The 12,414-nt window shown below is 62.9% G+C and carries 11 protein-coding genes; 3 read left to right on the top strand and 8 right to left on the bottom strand.

What is annotated here, in order from left to right; all coding sequences use genetic code 11:
* Window positions 1-192: 192 nt before the first annotated feature.
* Window positions 193-1,353, bottom strand: a complete 1,161-nt coding sequence (locus tag B2G88_RS16475; protein WP_054861889.1) for a glycoside hydrolase family 88 protein — start codon at window positions 1,351-1,353, stop codon at window positions 193-195.
* 5 nt (window positions 1,354-1,358) lie between these two features.
* The gene (locus tag B2G88_RS16470) at window positions 1,359-2,153 is read right to left on the bottom strand and encodes an SDR family NAD(P)-dependent oxidoreductase (RefSeq protein WP_054861890.1); all 795 of its coding nucleotides are present in this window, start codon (window positions 2,151-2,153) and stop codon (window positions 1,359-1,361) included.
* 163 nt (window positions 2,154-2,316) lie between these two features.
* Here B2G88_RS16470 and B2G88_RS16465 point away from each other — a divergent pair, with 163 nt between their 5' ends.
* Window positions 2,317-3,306: an MBL fold metallo-hydrolase gene (locus B2G88_RS16465; protein WP_087715419.1), complete on the top strand. Its 990-nt coding sequence runs from the start codon at window positions 2,317-2,319 to the stop codon at window positions 3,304-3,306.
* Between the two features lie 41 nt (window positions 3,307-3,347).
* On the opposite strand, the gene B2G88_RS16460 is transcribed toward B2G88_RS16465, so the two are convergent.
* Window positions 3,348-4,109, bottom strand: a complete 762-nt coding sequence (locus tag B2G88_RS16460) for an enoyl-CoA hydratase/isomerase family protein (protein ID WP_087715417.1) — start codon at window positions 4,107-4,109, stop codon at window positions 3,348-3,350.
* Between the two features lie 111 nt (window positions 4,110-4,220).
* Between B2G88_RS16460 and B2G88_RS16455 the strand changes: the two genes are divergently transcribed.
* On the top strand, window positions 4,221-5,891 hold the full coding sequence (locus tag B2G88_RS16455) for an acyl-CoA synthetase (protein WP_087715415.1): 1,671 nt from the start codon (window positions 4,221-4,223) through the stop codon (window positions 5,889-5,891).
* Between the two features lie 4 nt (window positions 5,892-5,895).
* Here B2G88_RS16455 and B2G88_RS16450 read toward each other — a convergent pair whose 3' ends face one another.
* From B2G88_RS16450 to B2G88_RS16435, 4 genes are all read right to left on the bottom strand, one after another.
* A complete protein-coding gene (locus B2G88_RS16450) occupies window positions 5,896-7,008 on the bottom strand; it encodes a Gfo/Idh/MocA family protein (RefSeq protein WP_087715413.1) in 1,113 nt (370 codons plus the stop codon).
* Window positions 7,005-8,123, bottom strand: coding sequence for a Gfo/Idh/MocA family protein (locus tag B2G88_RS16445; RefSeq protein ID WP_087715411.1), 1,119 nt, complete (start codon window positions 8,121-8,123; stop codon window positions 7,005-7,007). The genes B2G88_RS16450 and B2G88_RS16445 overlap by 4 nt, the downstream gene beginning before the upstream one ends.
* A 72-nt stretch (window positions 8,124-8,195) precedes the next feature.
* Complete coding sequence (locus B2G88_RS16440) at window positions 8,196-9,263, bottom strand: DUF4432 family protein (protein ID WP_087715410.1); 1,068 nt, start codon at window positions 9,261-9,263, stop codon at window positions 8,196-8,198.
* Between the two features lie 188 nt (window positions 9,264-9,451).
* Entirely contained in the window at window positions 9,452-10,219 is a 768-nt protein-coding gene (locus B2G88_RS16435) for an IclR family transcriptional regulator (protein ID WP_054861901.1), read from the bottom strand.
* A gap of 145 nt (window positions 10,220-10,364) precedes the next feature.
* On the opposite strand from B2G88_RS16435, the gene B2G88_RS16430 reads away from it, so the two are divergent.
* The gene (locus tag B2G88_RS16430) at window positions 10,365-11,570 is read left to right on the top strand and encodes a CaiB/BaiF CoA transferase family protein (RefSeq protein ID WP_176393273.1); all 1,206 of its coding nucleotides are present in this window, start codon (window positions 10,365-10,367) and stop codon (window positions 11,568-11,570) included.
* Window positions 11,571-11,583: 13 nt separating this feature from the next.
* On the opposite strand, the gene B2G88_RS16425 is transcribed toward B2G88_RS16430, so the two are convergent.
* The gene (locus B2G88_RS16425; protein WP_054861904.1) at window positions 11,584-12,384 is read right to left on the bottom strand and encodes a hypothetical protein; all 801 of its coding nucleotides are present in this window, start codon (window positions 12,382-12,384) and stop codon (window positions 11,584-11,586) included.
* Window positions 12,385-12,414: the final 30 nt, after the last annotated feature.

The raw sequence follows: 12,414 nt of genomic DNA, 5'->3' as shown, positions 1-12,414 counted from the left end.
ACTCCCACATCTGGTGCGCAAAACTACACGTAGATGTATTACGGAAGAATATTGTACTACATTGCAATAGTGTGCTGCTAATAACATGGTGATTAAAATATGCTTATATGTCCATTCAGCATTACACGGGGTGCGAATGGCTCCGATTCAGGCTACTCGAGCGGATGCTCTCACCAGTGAGACACTCCCTGACTACTCACCCGTCTCTACGCTCATCGTGTAAAGGACGAACGTCAAATAGTACATCGACCAGATAAGTTCGTGCCGGTCTGCATAGCCCGACGGGCCGTTAAAACAGCCCTCGAGCACAACACCAGGATGGCGCTCGTCATCGCTGTCGACTGGCGTGAGATAGTTCCGACACAGCGACTCGAGGACGTCCTCGCCGAACGAGCGCAACTGCGTCGTCTCCGGCGTCTCTGAGAGTCGGGTCAGCCCGTAGGCGGTGAGCACCGCGCTGCTCGTATCTCGAGGAACGCTCGGCCGGTCGGGGTGTTCGAAATCCCAGTACGGCACCAGATCGTCGGGAACGTGGTTGCGATAGTACGCGGTCGTTCGCTCGAGGGCGTCGAGATAGCGCTCGGCACCGGTTTCCTCGTAGGCGCGGGCCAGGCCGGCGATACACCAGCCCTGTCCGCGTGCCCAGCACGTCTCGTCGGAGTAGGCGAGTTCGTTGTACTGCCGGCGCAACTCGCCGGTCTCGAGGTCGAATTCTGCGTGGTGCCAGGTGCTGCCGTCCTCGCGGATGTACCAGTCGAGGTGGCGGTCGGCATGTGAGATCGCAGTGTCACGGTAGACCGGGTCGCCAGTCTCGTGGTAGGCACGCCAGAGAACGGGCAGCGAGGTGTAGATCGCGTCTACAGCACCGAGTGAGTCACCGGATGGCCCCTCGTCGGATTCGGGACCGCGAAACTCGCTCGAGGGGCCCTCGATCTCGAGGGTGCCCAGGGCGATCTGTCGCGCGCCGTGGTGGTAGTACGAGACCATCTCGTCGGCCCCCTCGATACCCAGGTCCCGGTAGCGCTCCTCGCCCGTGATATCGTAGGCCCTGAACCCGGCGTAATGGAAGTTCATCCCGCAGAACATGGATGGGCGAACCATGGAGTCCACGAGGATTTCGGTGTGTTCACGCGCCGCCTCGGCGAATCGCTTCTCGCCGGTGTGTTCGAAGGCGAGCCAGAGGGCGTGGACCCAGTGGCCGCCACACCAGTTGCCGTCGTCGGTTGTCTCCCAGGTTCCGGTCGCTGGATCAGCGACGTACGGAAATTCCGAGCCAGTCTGCTCGAGGCTCGTCCCGATGCGGTCGATGAGATCGGCCAGTGCAGCGTCTGTGTCGAAGGCAGTGTCTGTCATGGTGGTCAGAGGCTGTGGGCGGTCCAGCCGCCGTCGATGTAGATTTCCTCGCCGTGGATGAACGACGCTTCGTCGCTCGCCAGAAAGACGGCCAGGTTTCCGATGTCTTCGGGCGTGCCCGCTCGAGGCAGGAGCGTCTGTCCGAGCTGTTCGGCGATGCTCTCGTCGGTCTGGTAGTCCTGAATCGCCGTCTCGATGAAGCCGGGACAGATCGCGTTGACGGTTACCGCGTCCTCACCGAGTTCGACCGCGAGATCGCGCGTGAGATTGACGAGTGCGGCTTTCGAACTGGCATAGGGTGGGCCGCCGCCACCTTCACCGGAGTTCACCGAGCCGATGTTGAGGATCGTCCCCGTAGTCTCTACAAGCGATGGAATCGCGTACTTCGCGCAGAAAAACGCCCCGTCGAGGTTAACGCCGATAACCTCGTCCCACTCCTCGACGGTTAGGTCCTGTGAGCCGCCCTCGATGAATATCCCGGCGTTGTTCACCAGCACGTCGATCCGGCCGTACTCCTCGAGTGTCATCTCGATCATCGCCTCGACTGCGTGGGGATCGCTGACGTCCGTCTCGAGATACGTCGCATCGACACCGAACTCCTCGCGTGCGACTTCGTCGGTGGGTCTGGTCACGTCGGTTTCGTAGCGCTCGCCCTGTCGCGGCTCGCGTGTCACGTCGGCGATGACGACGTTCGAGCCGGCCTCCGCGAACGCCAGGGCGATTCCGCGGCCGATTCCGCTCGAGCCGCCGGTGACGATCACCGTCCGGCCATCGTGTTGTGTGCTATCAATAATCGACATCCCCGTGAGTCTTCGTCACAGTGGGACTTAACTGTTCGTCGCGAGCCAGACGCAGCGCTCGCGGACGGCTCGAGAGGGCACAGACGCGAGAGCAACAGATTCGAGTGCCGTGTGAACATACATTTATCACGATTCGTGTCGAAGCCGCGACGAGGAGATTTGCATGGCACCAGACGCCGATCCCGACACCACCATCGAGGCGACGCAACTCACACCCGGCATCCACCGGGTCGAAACGATCACCGACGGAAAGATCCACGGCTATCACGTCCTCGAGGGGGCGACGGGGCCGATTCTCGTCGATCCCGGCTACGTGGACGCGCCGACGACCGTCTACGAACCGTTTCTCGTCGATCTGGGCTGGTCACTCGCAGATGTCTCCCTTGCTGTCGTCACCCACTCCGACGCCGACCACTTCGGCGGGAACCACGAACTCCGCGAGCACAGTCCAGGCGTAACGATTGCAGGACACGTCGCCGACGCCCCGCTGATGGAAAGCGTCGACCGCATTCTCGAGGAGCGCTACAGCCAGTTCGCGGACGAGCACGACCTGACCTACGAGCAGAAGGTCTACGACTGGCTCACCGGGATGATGGGGCCGGACGAGCCGGTGGACCTTCGCCTGCGCGGCGGTGAATCGATTCGCGTTCAGGATAGACAGCTTCGCGTGCTTCACACACCGGGACACACGAAGGGCCATCTCGCACTCTATGACCCCGAGTACGACCTGGTGATCGGCGGCGACGCCTTCTTTGGGCGCGGCCTCTACGACGCCGAGGGCGAGTACCTTCAGCCCCCGCCGTACTACCTCTATCCCGAGTACGAAAACACGATCCAACTCGTCGCTTCCCTCGAGCCCGACCAGCTCTCATTTACCCACTACGACGTGCTCACCGGCGACGAGATTGACGACTTCGTCGCCGAATCGCTGGACTTCGTCGCCGAAATCGAAACGCTTGCCCTCGAGATCGTCGAGGATCTCGGGCCCGTCACGCTCGAGGAGGCAATCGAGGCCGTCGTCGACCGGCGCGGAAGCTTCGGCCTCGATGCGGATCTGGCGTTTCCGCTCACCGCCCACTACGGCGAGCTGGTTGAGCGGGGCGACCTCGAGACCGTCGAGCGCGACGGCCGAGTCGCCTGGACCCGGCCATAGCGGTACACGAACTGTTGTCCGTCAGTTCTCAGCAGTCCGTCTCAGTTCCCTGACCACTCTGGCTCCCGGCCGTCGAAGAAGGCCTCCATCCCCTCGACCGCGTCGTCCATCGTGAAGATCAGCGTGAGGGCGTTGACGGCTTCGGCTTCGTCCTCGAGTCTCGAGTTGAGGATGCGCTTGATCAGTTGGGCCGAGACGGGTGCGGTTCGAGCGACGTCTTCGGCCCGCGAGTCGACGACATCCTCGAGTTCGTCGGCGGGGGCAACCTCGTTGACGAGCCCGATGTCGTGGGCCTCTGTCGCGTCGAATTCGCGGCCAGTCAGCATGAGTTCGCGCGTCCGTTTGAGACCGATGAGTTCGGGAAAGCGAACGAGGCCGATGCCGGGGACGGCACCGACGAGCGCTTCGGGAAGCCGGAACGTCGCCTCCTCGCTCGCAATCGTCACGTCGGCGAGGGCGGCGATCTCACAGCCGCCGCCGTGGGCAAGCCCGTGGACGCTCGAGATCACTGGCGTCTCGATCCGTTCGATGGTCAGCCCGCAGGACATGATGTGTCTGGCGTAGGCGCGAGCGTCCGCCGTCGTCTCGAACTCGAAGTCGGCGATATCGTCGCCCGAGCAGAACGCCCGGCCTTCCCCGCCGAGGACGATCACCCGTATCTCGTCGTCCTCGTCGGCTTCGCGCAACGCATCACGGAGTTCTGCCCAGGTCTGCGTTGCGAGGGCGTTCAACCGGTCAGGCCGGTTCAAGGTGATTCGCTGGATCGGTGGCGCTCGCTCGAGTAACAGGTGGTCTGCCTCCATACGTGTGCATTGTCAGTATGGTACATAGAGCCATCGGCGCTGACGCACCCAGGACAGGTCTGGGCCGACCGGACGCAAGCTACATACCGCACTACGTCGTACGCTGCTGGCATGCCTGTGGGGTATTCGTTTCCGAGCGCGGAGTCACTCGACACCGGCGCGGACGTGCACGCCGACTTCGAGTGGGACCTTCCTGAAACCTACAACCTGGCCGAGAGCGCGCACAAAACCGGCGAGGCGCGGAACCTGACCGCCCTGGTGCATCGAGACGATCACGGCCGAGCGCACCGCTTCACCTACGCCGAACTGGACGACGCCGCGAGCGCACTCGGCGCACAGCTCCGCGAGGCCGGCCTCGAGCCCGGTGATCGGATCGCGCTCTGTTTTCCCCAGTCGCCCGAACTGCTCGTCGCCCATCTGGCGACCTATCGAATCGGCTGTCTCGCGGTGCCGCTCTCGGTGTTGCTGGGTCAGGAATCGCTCGCACACAGCCTCGAGCATAGCAACGCCAGCGCGCTGCTCGCCGATGCGACGGTCTACGACCAGATCGAAGAGCCAGTGGCGGCTGCCGACCTGCCGACCGAACTCGTCGTCGACCTCGAGGCCGAAGCCTACGACGGCCCCAACCGACACCTCGGCGCGTTCGCCCACCGCGTCTCGAGTGATCGCTCGAGCGAGATCGTCGCGACGAAGCCGGACGAGCCGGCGATCATCGTCTACACGTCCGGAACGTCGGGAACGCCCAAGGGAGTGGTCCAGCGCCACCAGTACCTCATCGGGACGCTGCCGGGCTATCAGTGCTGGTTTCACTGCTTCGGCGACGAGCACCGAGAACGCGTCTGGACGCCCGCCGAGTGGGCCTGGGCGGGGTCGCTGTTCGACGCCGTTTTCCCGACGCTCGCCTGCGGCGGGACCGTCGTCTCGAGCGTGCGCCGGAGCGGGTTCGACCCCGCCGACGCCCTCGCATTGCTCGAGCGATTCGACGTGAGTCGGTCGTTCATGCCCTCGACGGCGATGTGGCAGATCCGGGAGGAAACGGAGCCGAGTGCGGGCGATCTCGACGCACTCGAGGTCGTGATGTGCGGCGGCGAGAAGCTGCCCGAACCCGTCAAGGAGTGGGCCGAACGCGAACTGGCTATCGTGGTCAACGAGGCCTACGGCCAGACGGAAGCGAACGCGATGATCGGAGACTGTCAGGTGCTCTACGAGTCGAAACCGGACTCGATGGGCCGGATCTATCCGGGCCACGAGTGTGCGATTCTCGACGAGGACCTCGAGCCGGTCGAACCGGGATCGGTCGGCCAGATCGCACTCGAGCGCTCTGATCCCGTCCTCTTTGCAGGCTATCTCGGTGATAAGGAGGCGACCGAGGAGTGCTATGACGGCGGCTGGTATCTCACCGGCGATCTGGCACGGCTGGACGAAGACGGCTACGTGACCTTCGCGGGTCGGGCCGACAACCTGATCATCTCCTCGGGGTACCGGGTCAGTCCAACGGCGGTCGAAGCCGCACTTTGTCGCGCCCCGACAGTCGCAAACGCCGCCGTCGGCGGGGTGTCGGACGAGGAGCGCGGCCAACGGATCGTCGCGTACGTCCTGCTCGAGACGGACGTGGAGACGCCGGCTGAGGCGAACGAGGAGACGACGCTCGAGGATGACCTTCGCCAGCACGTCCGGGACCGCCTCGGGCCGCACAAGACGCCTCACGAGATCGAGGTGCTCGAGGACCCGCCGCGAACGCGGACGGGGAAACTCGACCGGGCAACGCTGTTTCCCTCGTGAGCAGTCAGGTTCCCCGCAGTTGTCGCACCGACCCCGGAACTACCGGCTCGTGGTCCTCGGCGCTCGCGACCGCCGCGTAGCAGAGTTCGAGCGTCCGGAGGTTGTTTCGAGCGCTGTTCGACGGCTCGCGGTCCTCCTCGATGGCGGACAGCAACTCGGCCATCGCACCGTGGAAGCCATCGGGGAACCACGTTCCCTCGAGATCGGGCTCCGCGTAGCCCTCCTCGGTGTAGAGCCGAACTGATTGCTGCTCGAGATCCGGTCCTTCGCTTCTGATCGTGCCGCGCGTGCCGACGACGGTGGTTCGGTCTTCCGGGCCAACGGGCGTGTCGGCGTCGAACGACAGCGTCGCCTGTGCGTTCTCGTACTCGATGACCGCCTGCCCAAGCAGCGGCGGGTCGGCCTGCTGGGTTGGCGAGGGTTCGTAGGATGCGTAGACTCGCGTCGGCTCGGCCTCACCCATGAAGCAGGTGACGATGTCGAACCAGTGGACTGCGAAATCGTAGAGCACGGCGTGGTCGATCTCGTTGATCTCGGTGTCGGCGATCCAGTTGTGATCCCAGTCGACGCTACAGTGGATGCCGTGTGGGTCGCCGATCAGCCCTTCGGCGATTGTGTGGCGGATGTAACTCCAGTGGGGTGCCCACCGGCCGTTCTGGTTCACCGCAAGTCTGACGCCGCGCTCGTCGGCCAGTTCGACGAGTCGCTCGCCGAACTCAAGGTCGACGACGAACGGCTTCTGACTGAGGACGTGCTTGCCCGCCTCGAGTGCGTCCTCGAGAATTGGTGCGCGGTCGGCCGGGTGCGGAAGAACGTCGACGACGGCGATATCGTCGCGCTCGAGTACCTCGTGATAGTCGGTGGTGACGTCGGCGTCGGGGTAGAACGCCTCGCGGTACTCCTCGGCGCGCTCGCGGGTTCGGTTGCACAGCACGCGAACGTCGTAGCCCGCATCGCGGTACGCCGTGAGGTGCTGTTCGGCGATGCCGCCGGTGCCGATGAGCGCGATTGGCGGCGAGTCGTCGATGGGCGTCGGTTTGTACGGCAGGTCGGGCGGGGCAATCTCCTCGAGATCGGCGATCTCGGCGATGCCGTAGGTGTCCTCGTCGTCGCTCATTGGTCCCCCACGAGTTCTACTCGCTCGCCGCGCTCGGCGCTCAGGTGGGCGGTGTCGATGATTCGCTGGGCTTCTCGACAGTGTTCGGGGTTCAACGGCGGGAACTCGACCGGTTCATCGTTCTCGAGGCGGTCAATTAGGTACTGGATGACGTTCTCGAGGGGTGCCTCGAGCGGGTCGACCTCGATGTCGTAGCCATCGGGATGGTCGTCGTCTTGGACGCGGATGGTCTCCTCGTAGTCGTAGCTCGCAATCGTTCCCTCAGTGCCGACGAGGACGAACCCACACTTCGGCTGGGGCTGGTGGACCCACGGATCTGTAAACGTCCCCCAGCGCGTCTCGTACTTCGAGAGGCCGTGTTCGTAGCTCGCGATTGTGATGCTGTGAGTGTCGACCGGCGACCACTCGGGCGTATGCGTCTCGGTCGTCACCTCGAGCGGAAGTTCGCCGTCGCGGAACCAGGTGCCGAGAGTGACGCCGTAGCCGAGGTAGTCGTTGAGCGAGCCGCCGCCGCGGTCGGCCTGATGCCACCAGGTCGCGGCGGCCTCGTCGGTATCCTCGAGATCGTCACCCGCGAAGTGCAGTTCACCCGAGTCGGTGTACTCCACCTGCGTGAAGCGGCCGCTGCCCTTGTTGCCGTCGTAGTAGTGGACCTCGCGAACGTCGCCGATGGCTCCCTCGTCGAGGACGCGCTTTGCCGTCCGGTGGGATTCGTACCACGCAAGCGGCCAGTTGACCGCGAGTTTGCCGCCGCCCTCGGCCATCGCCTCGAGGATGCGGTCGGCGTCTTCGACCGAGGTTGCGAACGGCTTTTCGAGAACGACGTTCACGCCGTAGGGGGCGACTTTCTCGACCCAGTCAGCGTGCTCCGAGGGAACGGGACAGAGGATGACGATATCGGGATCGGTCTCCTCGAGACACGCCTGATGATCTCGATACACGCGGTCGTCGGGGATGTCGAACTCCTGTGCGGTGTCCTCGAGTCCGAGCGTCGACTCTTCGGGGTCTTCGTCACAGATGGCAACGAGTTCGGCGTCGGGGTGGTCTTCGACGAGTCGTAGGTTATCGCCCATGTGGAAGTGAGCGAAGTTGATGCCGGCGACAGTCCATGTCATGATAACACACCAGAAACTCTGGTAGGGAGGCTACGCCGACGAACGTAATCAATCTATGCCACAGTCTCACAGTCATTCGTGGACCGTTCCATCGGGGTCGACTGCACTCACCGATTCCACGCCATGATAGGTTCGAGCGACGAACGACGCCTCGAGCGTCTCTCCCGCCCGGAGGGTTTTCATCGTCCCATTGTCTCGCTGGGCGGCGGGTACGTCGCCCGCTGGGTAGGCAGTCGTTGGCTCGAGGCCGACGTTGTAGTTGCGATTCCAGTAGGGGGCCTCGGCGTGGCCGCCGAACGGTTGCCAGTACCAGAGACACTCGAACGGATCGGTGGGGAACGTGAAACAAAAGCCAACATCGAGGTCGGGATTCGTCACGGCGAACCAGCCCGCCTCGAGGTCGGTCGCGTACGCCACGTCGTGAATCGTTGAATCGAGCGGCGGGAACTGGCGGAGGTCAATCATCGTGCCGTCGGTACCGGGTGCCTCGGGCCACTCGAAGGTTGCTCCGGACTTCAGGCGCGCGTTCTCGTGGCCCGGCCGGTACTCCGCGACCTGACCCATAGTAGTCGGCACATCGAGTCGCGCTCCCGGCCCAATTAATGGCTGCCCGAGCGCAATATGCTGTTGCCAGATGTACTCGAGGTCGACGCCACCCTCGTTGGTCACGCGCTCGGTAATCTCGAGTGCAGCCTCGCCGCGAGAGAGCGTCAGCGTGCGCTCGAGCGAGAACGGGTAGCGCAGCAGGTCGGTCTGTAACTCGAGGGTCACGGCATCGTCGGTGGTGTTAGTCGTGTACGACCACGGAATCAACGCGCTTTCGCCGTGAAGTCCGTAGGGAAGGTCGTCATCCGCGACGGTGCCAGCGATTGGAAGATTGAGTTGCCAGCCACCGGGGTAGTGATCGAGCCAAGACGCAGATTCAGGCTCCGGAATCGTCCCGGCATCGGGTGGCGTCCACTCGTGGTCGGCGTGCCAGAGAACGTCGACGTCGGTCTGTTTGTCACGGAATTCGAGAATATCTCCACCTTTGCCGGGCACGACAAGTATGCGAAGCTGAGAATTCTCGAGGAGAACGGCGTCGATGCCGTGATAGGTGTATGCATCATCGATTCGCGGTGCAGTCCGGCGAGCAGACATGCGCGTCTACTCGCGCCCCATGGATAAAAAGGACACACCCATGACACGACGTTTGGAATAGCCGAACAACAGATGATTACACTCATCGCTGATGGGATCAATTACATGTGTACTGATGTAATTCTGTACGAGGTTGTCGCAGAGATCGCAAACGGAAACGGAGTCGTTCGGTATAGCCAAATATGGATCTATCCCGGCGGATACATTGCTTTCACCTCGATCATTCGTTCGATCTTGGTCAGTTGTTCCGGCAGATCTTCCCAGTAGCGTGTCCCCTGGAGTCGGTTAACAGGGCCAGCGAGTGCAATGGCACCGAGCAATGAGTCGTCAATGGTGACCGGCACGCCGACCCCGCGAAGCCCGGTAATTCGCTCTTCGTCGTCGAACGCGACCCCGCGTGACCGAATGTCCTCGAGTTCCTCGAAGAGGTGCTCCCGGTCGGTGATCGTTGCGCCGGTCCAGGCTGGCAACCCGTGCTGGTCGATGATCGACTCGACGCGGTCGCGAGGTAATTCGGCGAGAATCGCTTTTCCAGACGCGGTACAGTGCATCGGCAACTGAACCCCAAGATGGGAATCCATCGCGAGTGCCTGATCGCCTGATGTCTGATAGAGATACGTCGACCGGCCGTTCCACTCGGTCATCAGCGCGACCAGTTCGCCCGTTCGCTCGGCCATCTCGTCTGCACCATCACGGCCCGCAACGTACAGCGGATCGTGATCACGGACGTACCCACCAAACGTCAGCGGTGCGAACCCGAGCCGGTACGTAACGCCGTCTTTCCGGACGAACCCCGCCTCCTCGAGCGTCGCGAGATAGCTGTGAATCGTCGCCTTCGAGAGGTCGACGCGCTCCTCGAGGTCGACGATCCGCGCTCCCCCTGTCTCTTTGAGGATGTGCAGGAGTGATACCGCCCGCTGGATCGACTTGACCGGGTTCTTTGGTTCGTCGCTCATATCTGTGCTAGACAGTAACTCCCCATATAATCGTTTGGAATACCCAAACGCGGAGCATTCACGTTTGTCGATAATTGAAGCCTCGAGACGGCAGATTCGGGCAGACCCCAATGCTTTAGCACTCTGCATGTGAATGAGTACCAGTATGCAATCGTTAGCGGATATTACAGTCGCCGATTTCACGCAGCTAATGGCCGGTGGATGGGCTGCCCAGAAGCTCGGAGATATGGGCGCAGACGTAATCAAACTCGAGCATCCCGCCGGCGAGGTACAGCGGACGATGAGCTACCGCGGCCAGACACTCGAGGGAACTGGCGTGGGCTACCTGACGATGAACCGGAATAAGCGAAGCGTTGCTGTCAATCTGAAAACGGACGCGGGCCACGGGATTGCGACGGACATCATCGAGGACGCAGACGTTCTGATCCACAACTTCCGCCCCGGCGTGATGGAGCGACTCTCGCTCAACTACGAGGCGGTTACCGAGTTGAACCCCGACATCATCTACGTGGAAATCTCTGGCTACGGCTCGACGGGACCGTACGCAAACCGGCCGGGGCAGGACCTCATCTATCAGGCGATGACCGGGCTCACCTCCTACACCGGTCGCAGCGACGACCCGCCGACGCCTGCCGGCACTGTCGTCGTCGATGAGCACACGGCCACGCTGGCCGCGCTCCATACTGCCGAGGCGCTCTATCACCGTGAACGAACCGGCGAGGGCCAGCGCGTCGAGACGAGTCTGCTCAACGCCGCCGTCGACCTCCAGTGTAACGAACTCACCTTCGCGATGAACCTCGAGGAGGACCTCCCGCGCGGCGACAAAACACATGGCCACGCCTACCTGTACCCGCCCTACGGCATCTACGAGGCCAGCGACGGATACGTCGCGATTGGCATGTCCCCCATGGATCGACTCGCCGAGACGTTCGACCTGCCCGCACTCGAGGAGTACGAGGACCAGCAGGAACTGTTCGAGAACCGAGACGAGATCCATGATCTAATCGAGACCTATACGACCGACCACCCTGCCGACGAAATCGTCGACAACCTCGTCGATGCCGACGTGCAGGCGAGCGTCGCACGCGAGCTAACTGAGGTCGAATCGGACCCGCAGATCCAGCACAACGGGATGATACTCGACCTCGAGCGCCCCGACGGCGAGTCGTTCAAGACGACCGGCTTCCCCGCAACGCTCTCGAAAAGCGGCGGTGAAGTCCGTCACTCCCCGCCAGCGCTCGGCCAGGATACGCGTGCGGTCTTACTCGAGCGCGGCTACACGGACGAAAAAGTCGACGAACTTGTCGAAAACGACGTGATCGCCGTCGACGCGGACGACACAGCGGAGTGATTACCGTCCCGTCTCAGGCGTGCGTCGTCCGGAAGACGGCAACTTCACACGTCTCACACTGGAGCGTGAGCGTTTGCTCGCCGCCACAGCAGAATCGCTCGCTTTCGTCGGCCGCGTTCAGCGGCTGGTCACAGGTGGGACAGCGCTCGAGAAACGACCGAAGCGTTGCAAGCGTGCGGCTGCGGTCGGCCTCCTCGAGCGTCTCCCAACCGGCAACGCGCTCGCCGAGCACGCCGATTGCGGCGATATCAGCCAGATACGCCGGCCGCGAGTTCCAACGGGCGACTTGTGTGCCATCGACTGAGACCGCGAATCGATTCTCGGTCGTCTCGGTCTCGAGGCGGTCCGGATCGACCTCGAGTTCGTTCGCGAGGCGTGCCGTCCCGCCGTCAGTTCGGCGCAGTCGGGCCATCTCCTCGCGCCAGTCGGCTCGGAACGACTCCTCGAGACAGAGATCGTCGATCTCTTCGCAGTCGACGACGACCGACTCGAGAACCGAGTCGACACTCGTGCTACCGTCTGGATTCGGCTCGAGCGTCGAGTCGTCCTCGGTCGCCACGGCGGGCTGTTTCCCGAACCAGCTCAAGACGGATTGCGGAACGTACCGCTGTGTGAGCGTCGGTGTCCCAGGGACGAGGTAGCCCCGCAAATAGATGATGACGAGTGCGAGCGCGACGAACGCGAGCCCCGCAATCGGCCAGATCGTTGCGAGCACACCGCCAACGAGCACGCTGATCGCGAGGTTGACGGCGGTGCAGGCTCCACAGCGATTCTTGCCGGTGTAGGCCGGTTGCCTGAGTTTGAATGCAGCCATGAATTGCAGCGTGGATAAACCGAGTGACCG

It is taken from the genome of Natronolimnobius baerhuensis, from assembly GCF_002177135.1.
GTDB classification, from domain to species: Archaea; Halobacteriota; Halobacteria; order Halobacteriales; family Natrialbaceae; genus Natronolimnobius; species Natronolimnobius baerhuensis.
The sequence above is the reverse complement of the archived record's forward strand: the minus strand, read 5'-3'. Positions and strand labels throughout refer to the sequence as shown.

Excerpts from the sequence above, each read along its gene's own strand:
- B2G88_RS16440 (WP_087715410.1), bottom strand. The coding sequence starts at position 9,263 with ATGTCTGCTCGCCGGACTGCACCGCGAATCGATGATGCATACACCTAT.
- B2G88_RS16450 (WP_087715413.1), bottom strand. The coding sequence starts at position 7,008 with ATGAGCGACGACGAGGACACCTACGGCATCGCCGAGATCGCCGATCTC.
- B2G88_RS16425 (WP_054861904.1), bottom strand. The coding sequence starts at position 12,384 with ATGGCTGCATTCAAACTCAGGCAACCGGCCTACACCGGCAAGAATCGC.
- B2G88_RS16445 (WP_087715411.1), bottom strand. The coding sequence starts at position 8,123 with ATGACATGGACTGTCGCCGGCATCAACTTCGCTCACTTCCACATGGGC.
- B2G88_RS16455 (WP_087715415.1), top strand. The coding sequence starts at position 4,221 with ATGCCTGTGGGGTATTCGTTTCCGAGCGCGGAGTCACTCGACACCGGC.
- B2G88_RS16475 (WP_054861889.1), bottom strand. The coding sequence starts at position 1,353 with ATGACAGACACTGCCTTCGACACAGACGCTGCACTGGCCGATCTCATC.
- B2G88_RS16470 (WP_054861890.1), bottom strand. The coding sequence starts at position 2,153 with ATGTCGATTATTGATAGCACACAACACGATGGCCGGACGGTGATCGTC.
- B2G88_RS16460 (WP_087715417.1), bottom strand. The coding sequence starts at position 4,109 with ATGGAGGCAGACCACCTGTTACTCGAGCGAGCGCCACCGATCCAGCGA.
- B2G88_RS16465 (WP_087715419.1), top strand. The coding sequence starts at position 2,317 with ATGGCACCAGACGCCGATCCCGACACCACCATCGAGGCGACGCAACTC.
- B2G88_RS16430 (WP_176393273.1), top strand. The coding sequence starts at position 10,365 with ATGCAATCGTTAGCGGATATTACAGTCGCCGATTTCACGCAGCTAATG.
- B2G88_RS16435 (WP_054861901.1), bottom strand. The coding sequence starts at position 10,219 with ATGAGCGACGAACCAAAGAACCCGGTCAAGTCGATCCAGCGGGCGGTA.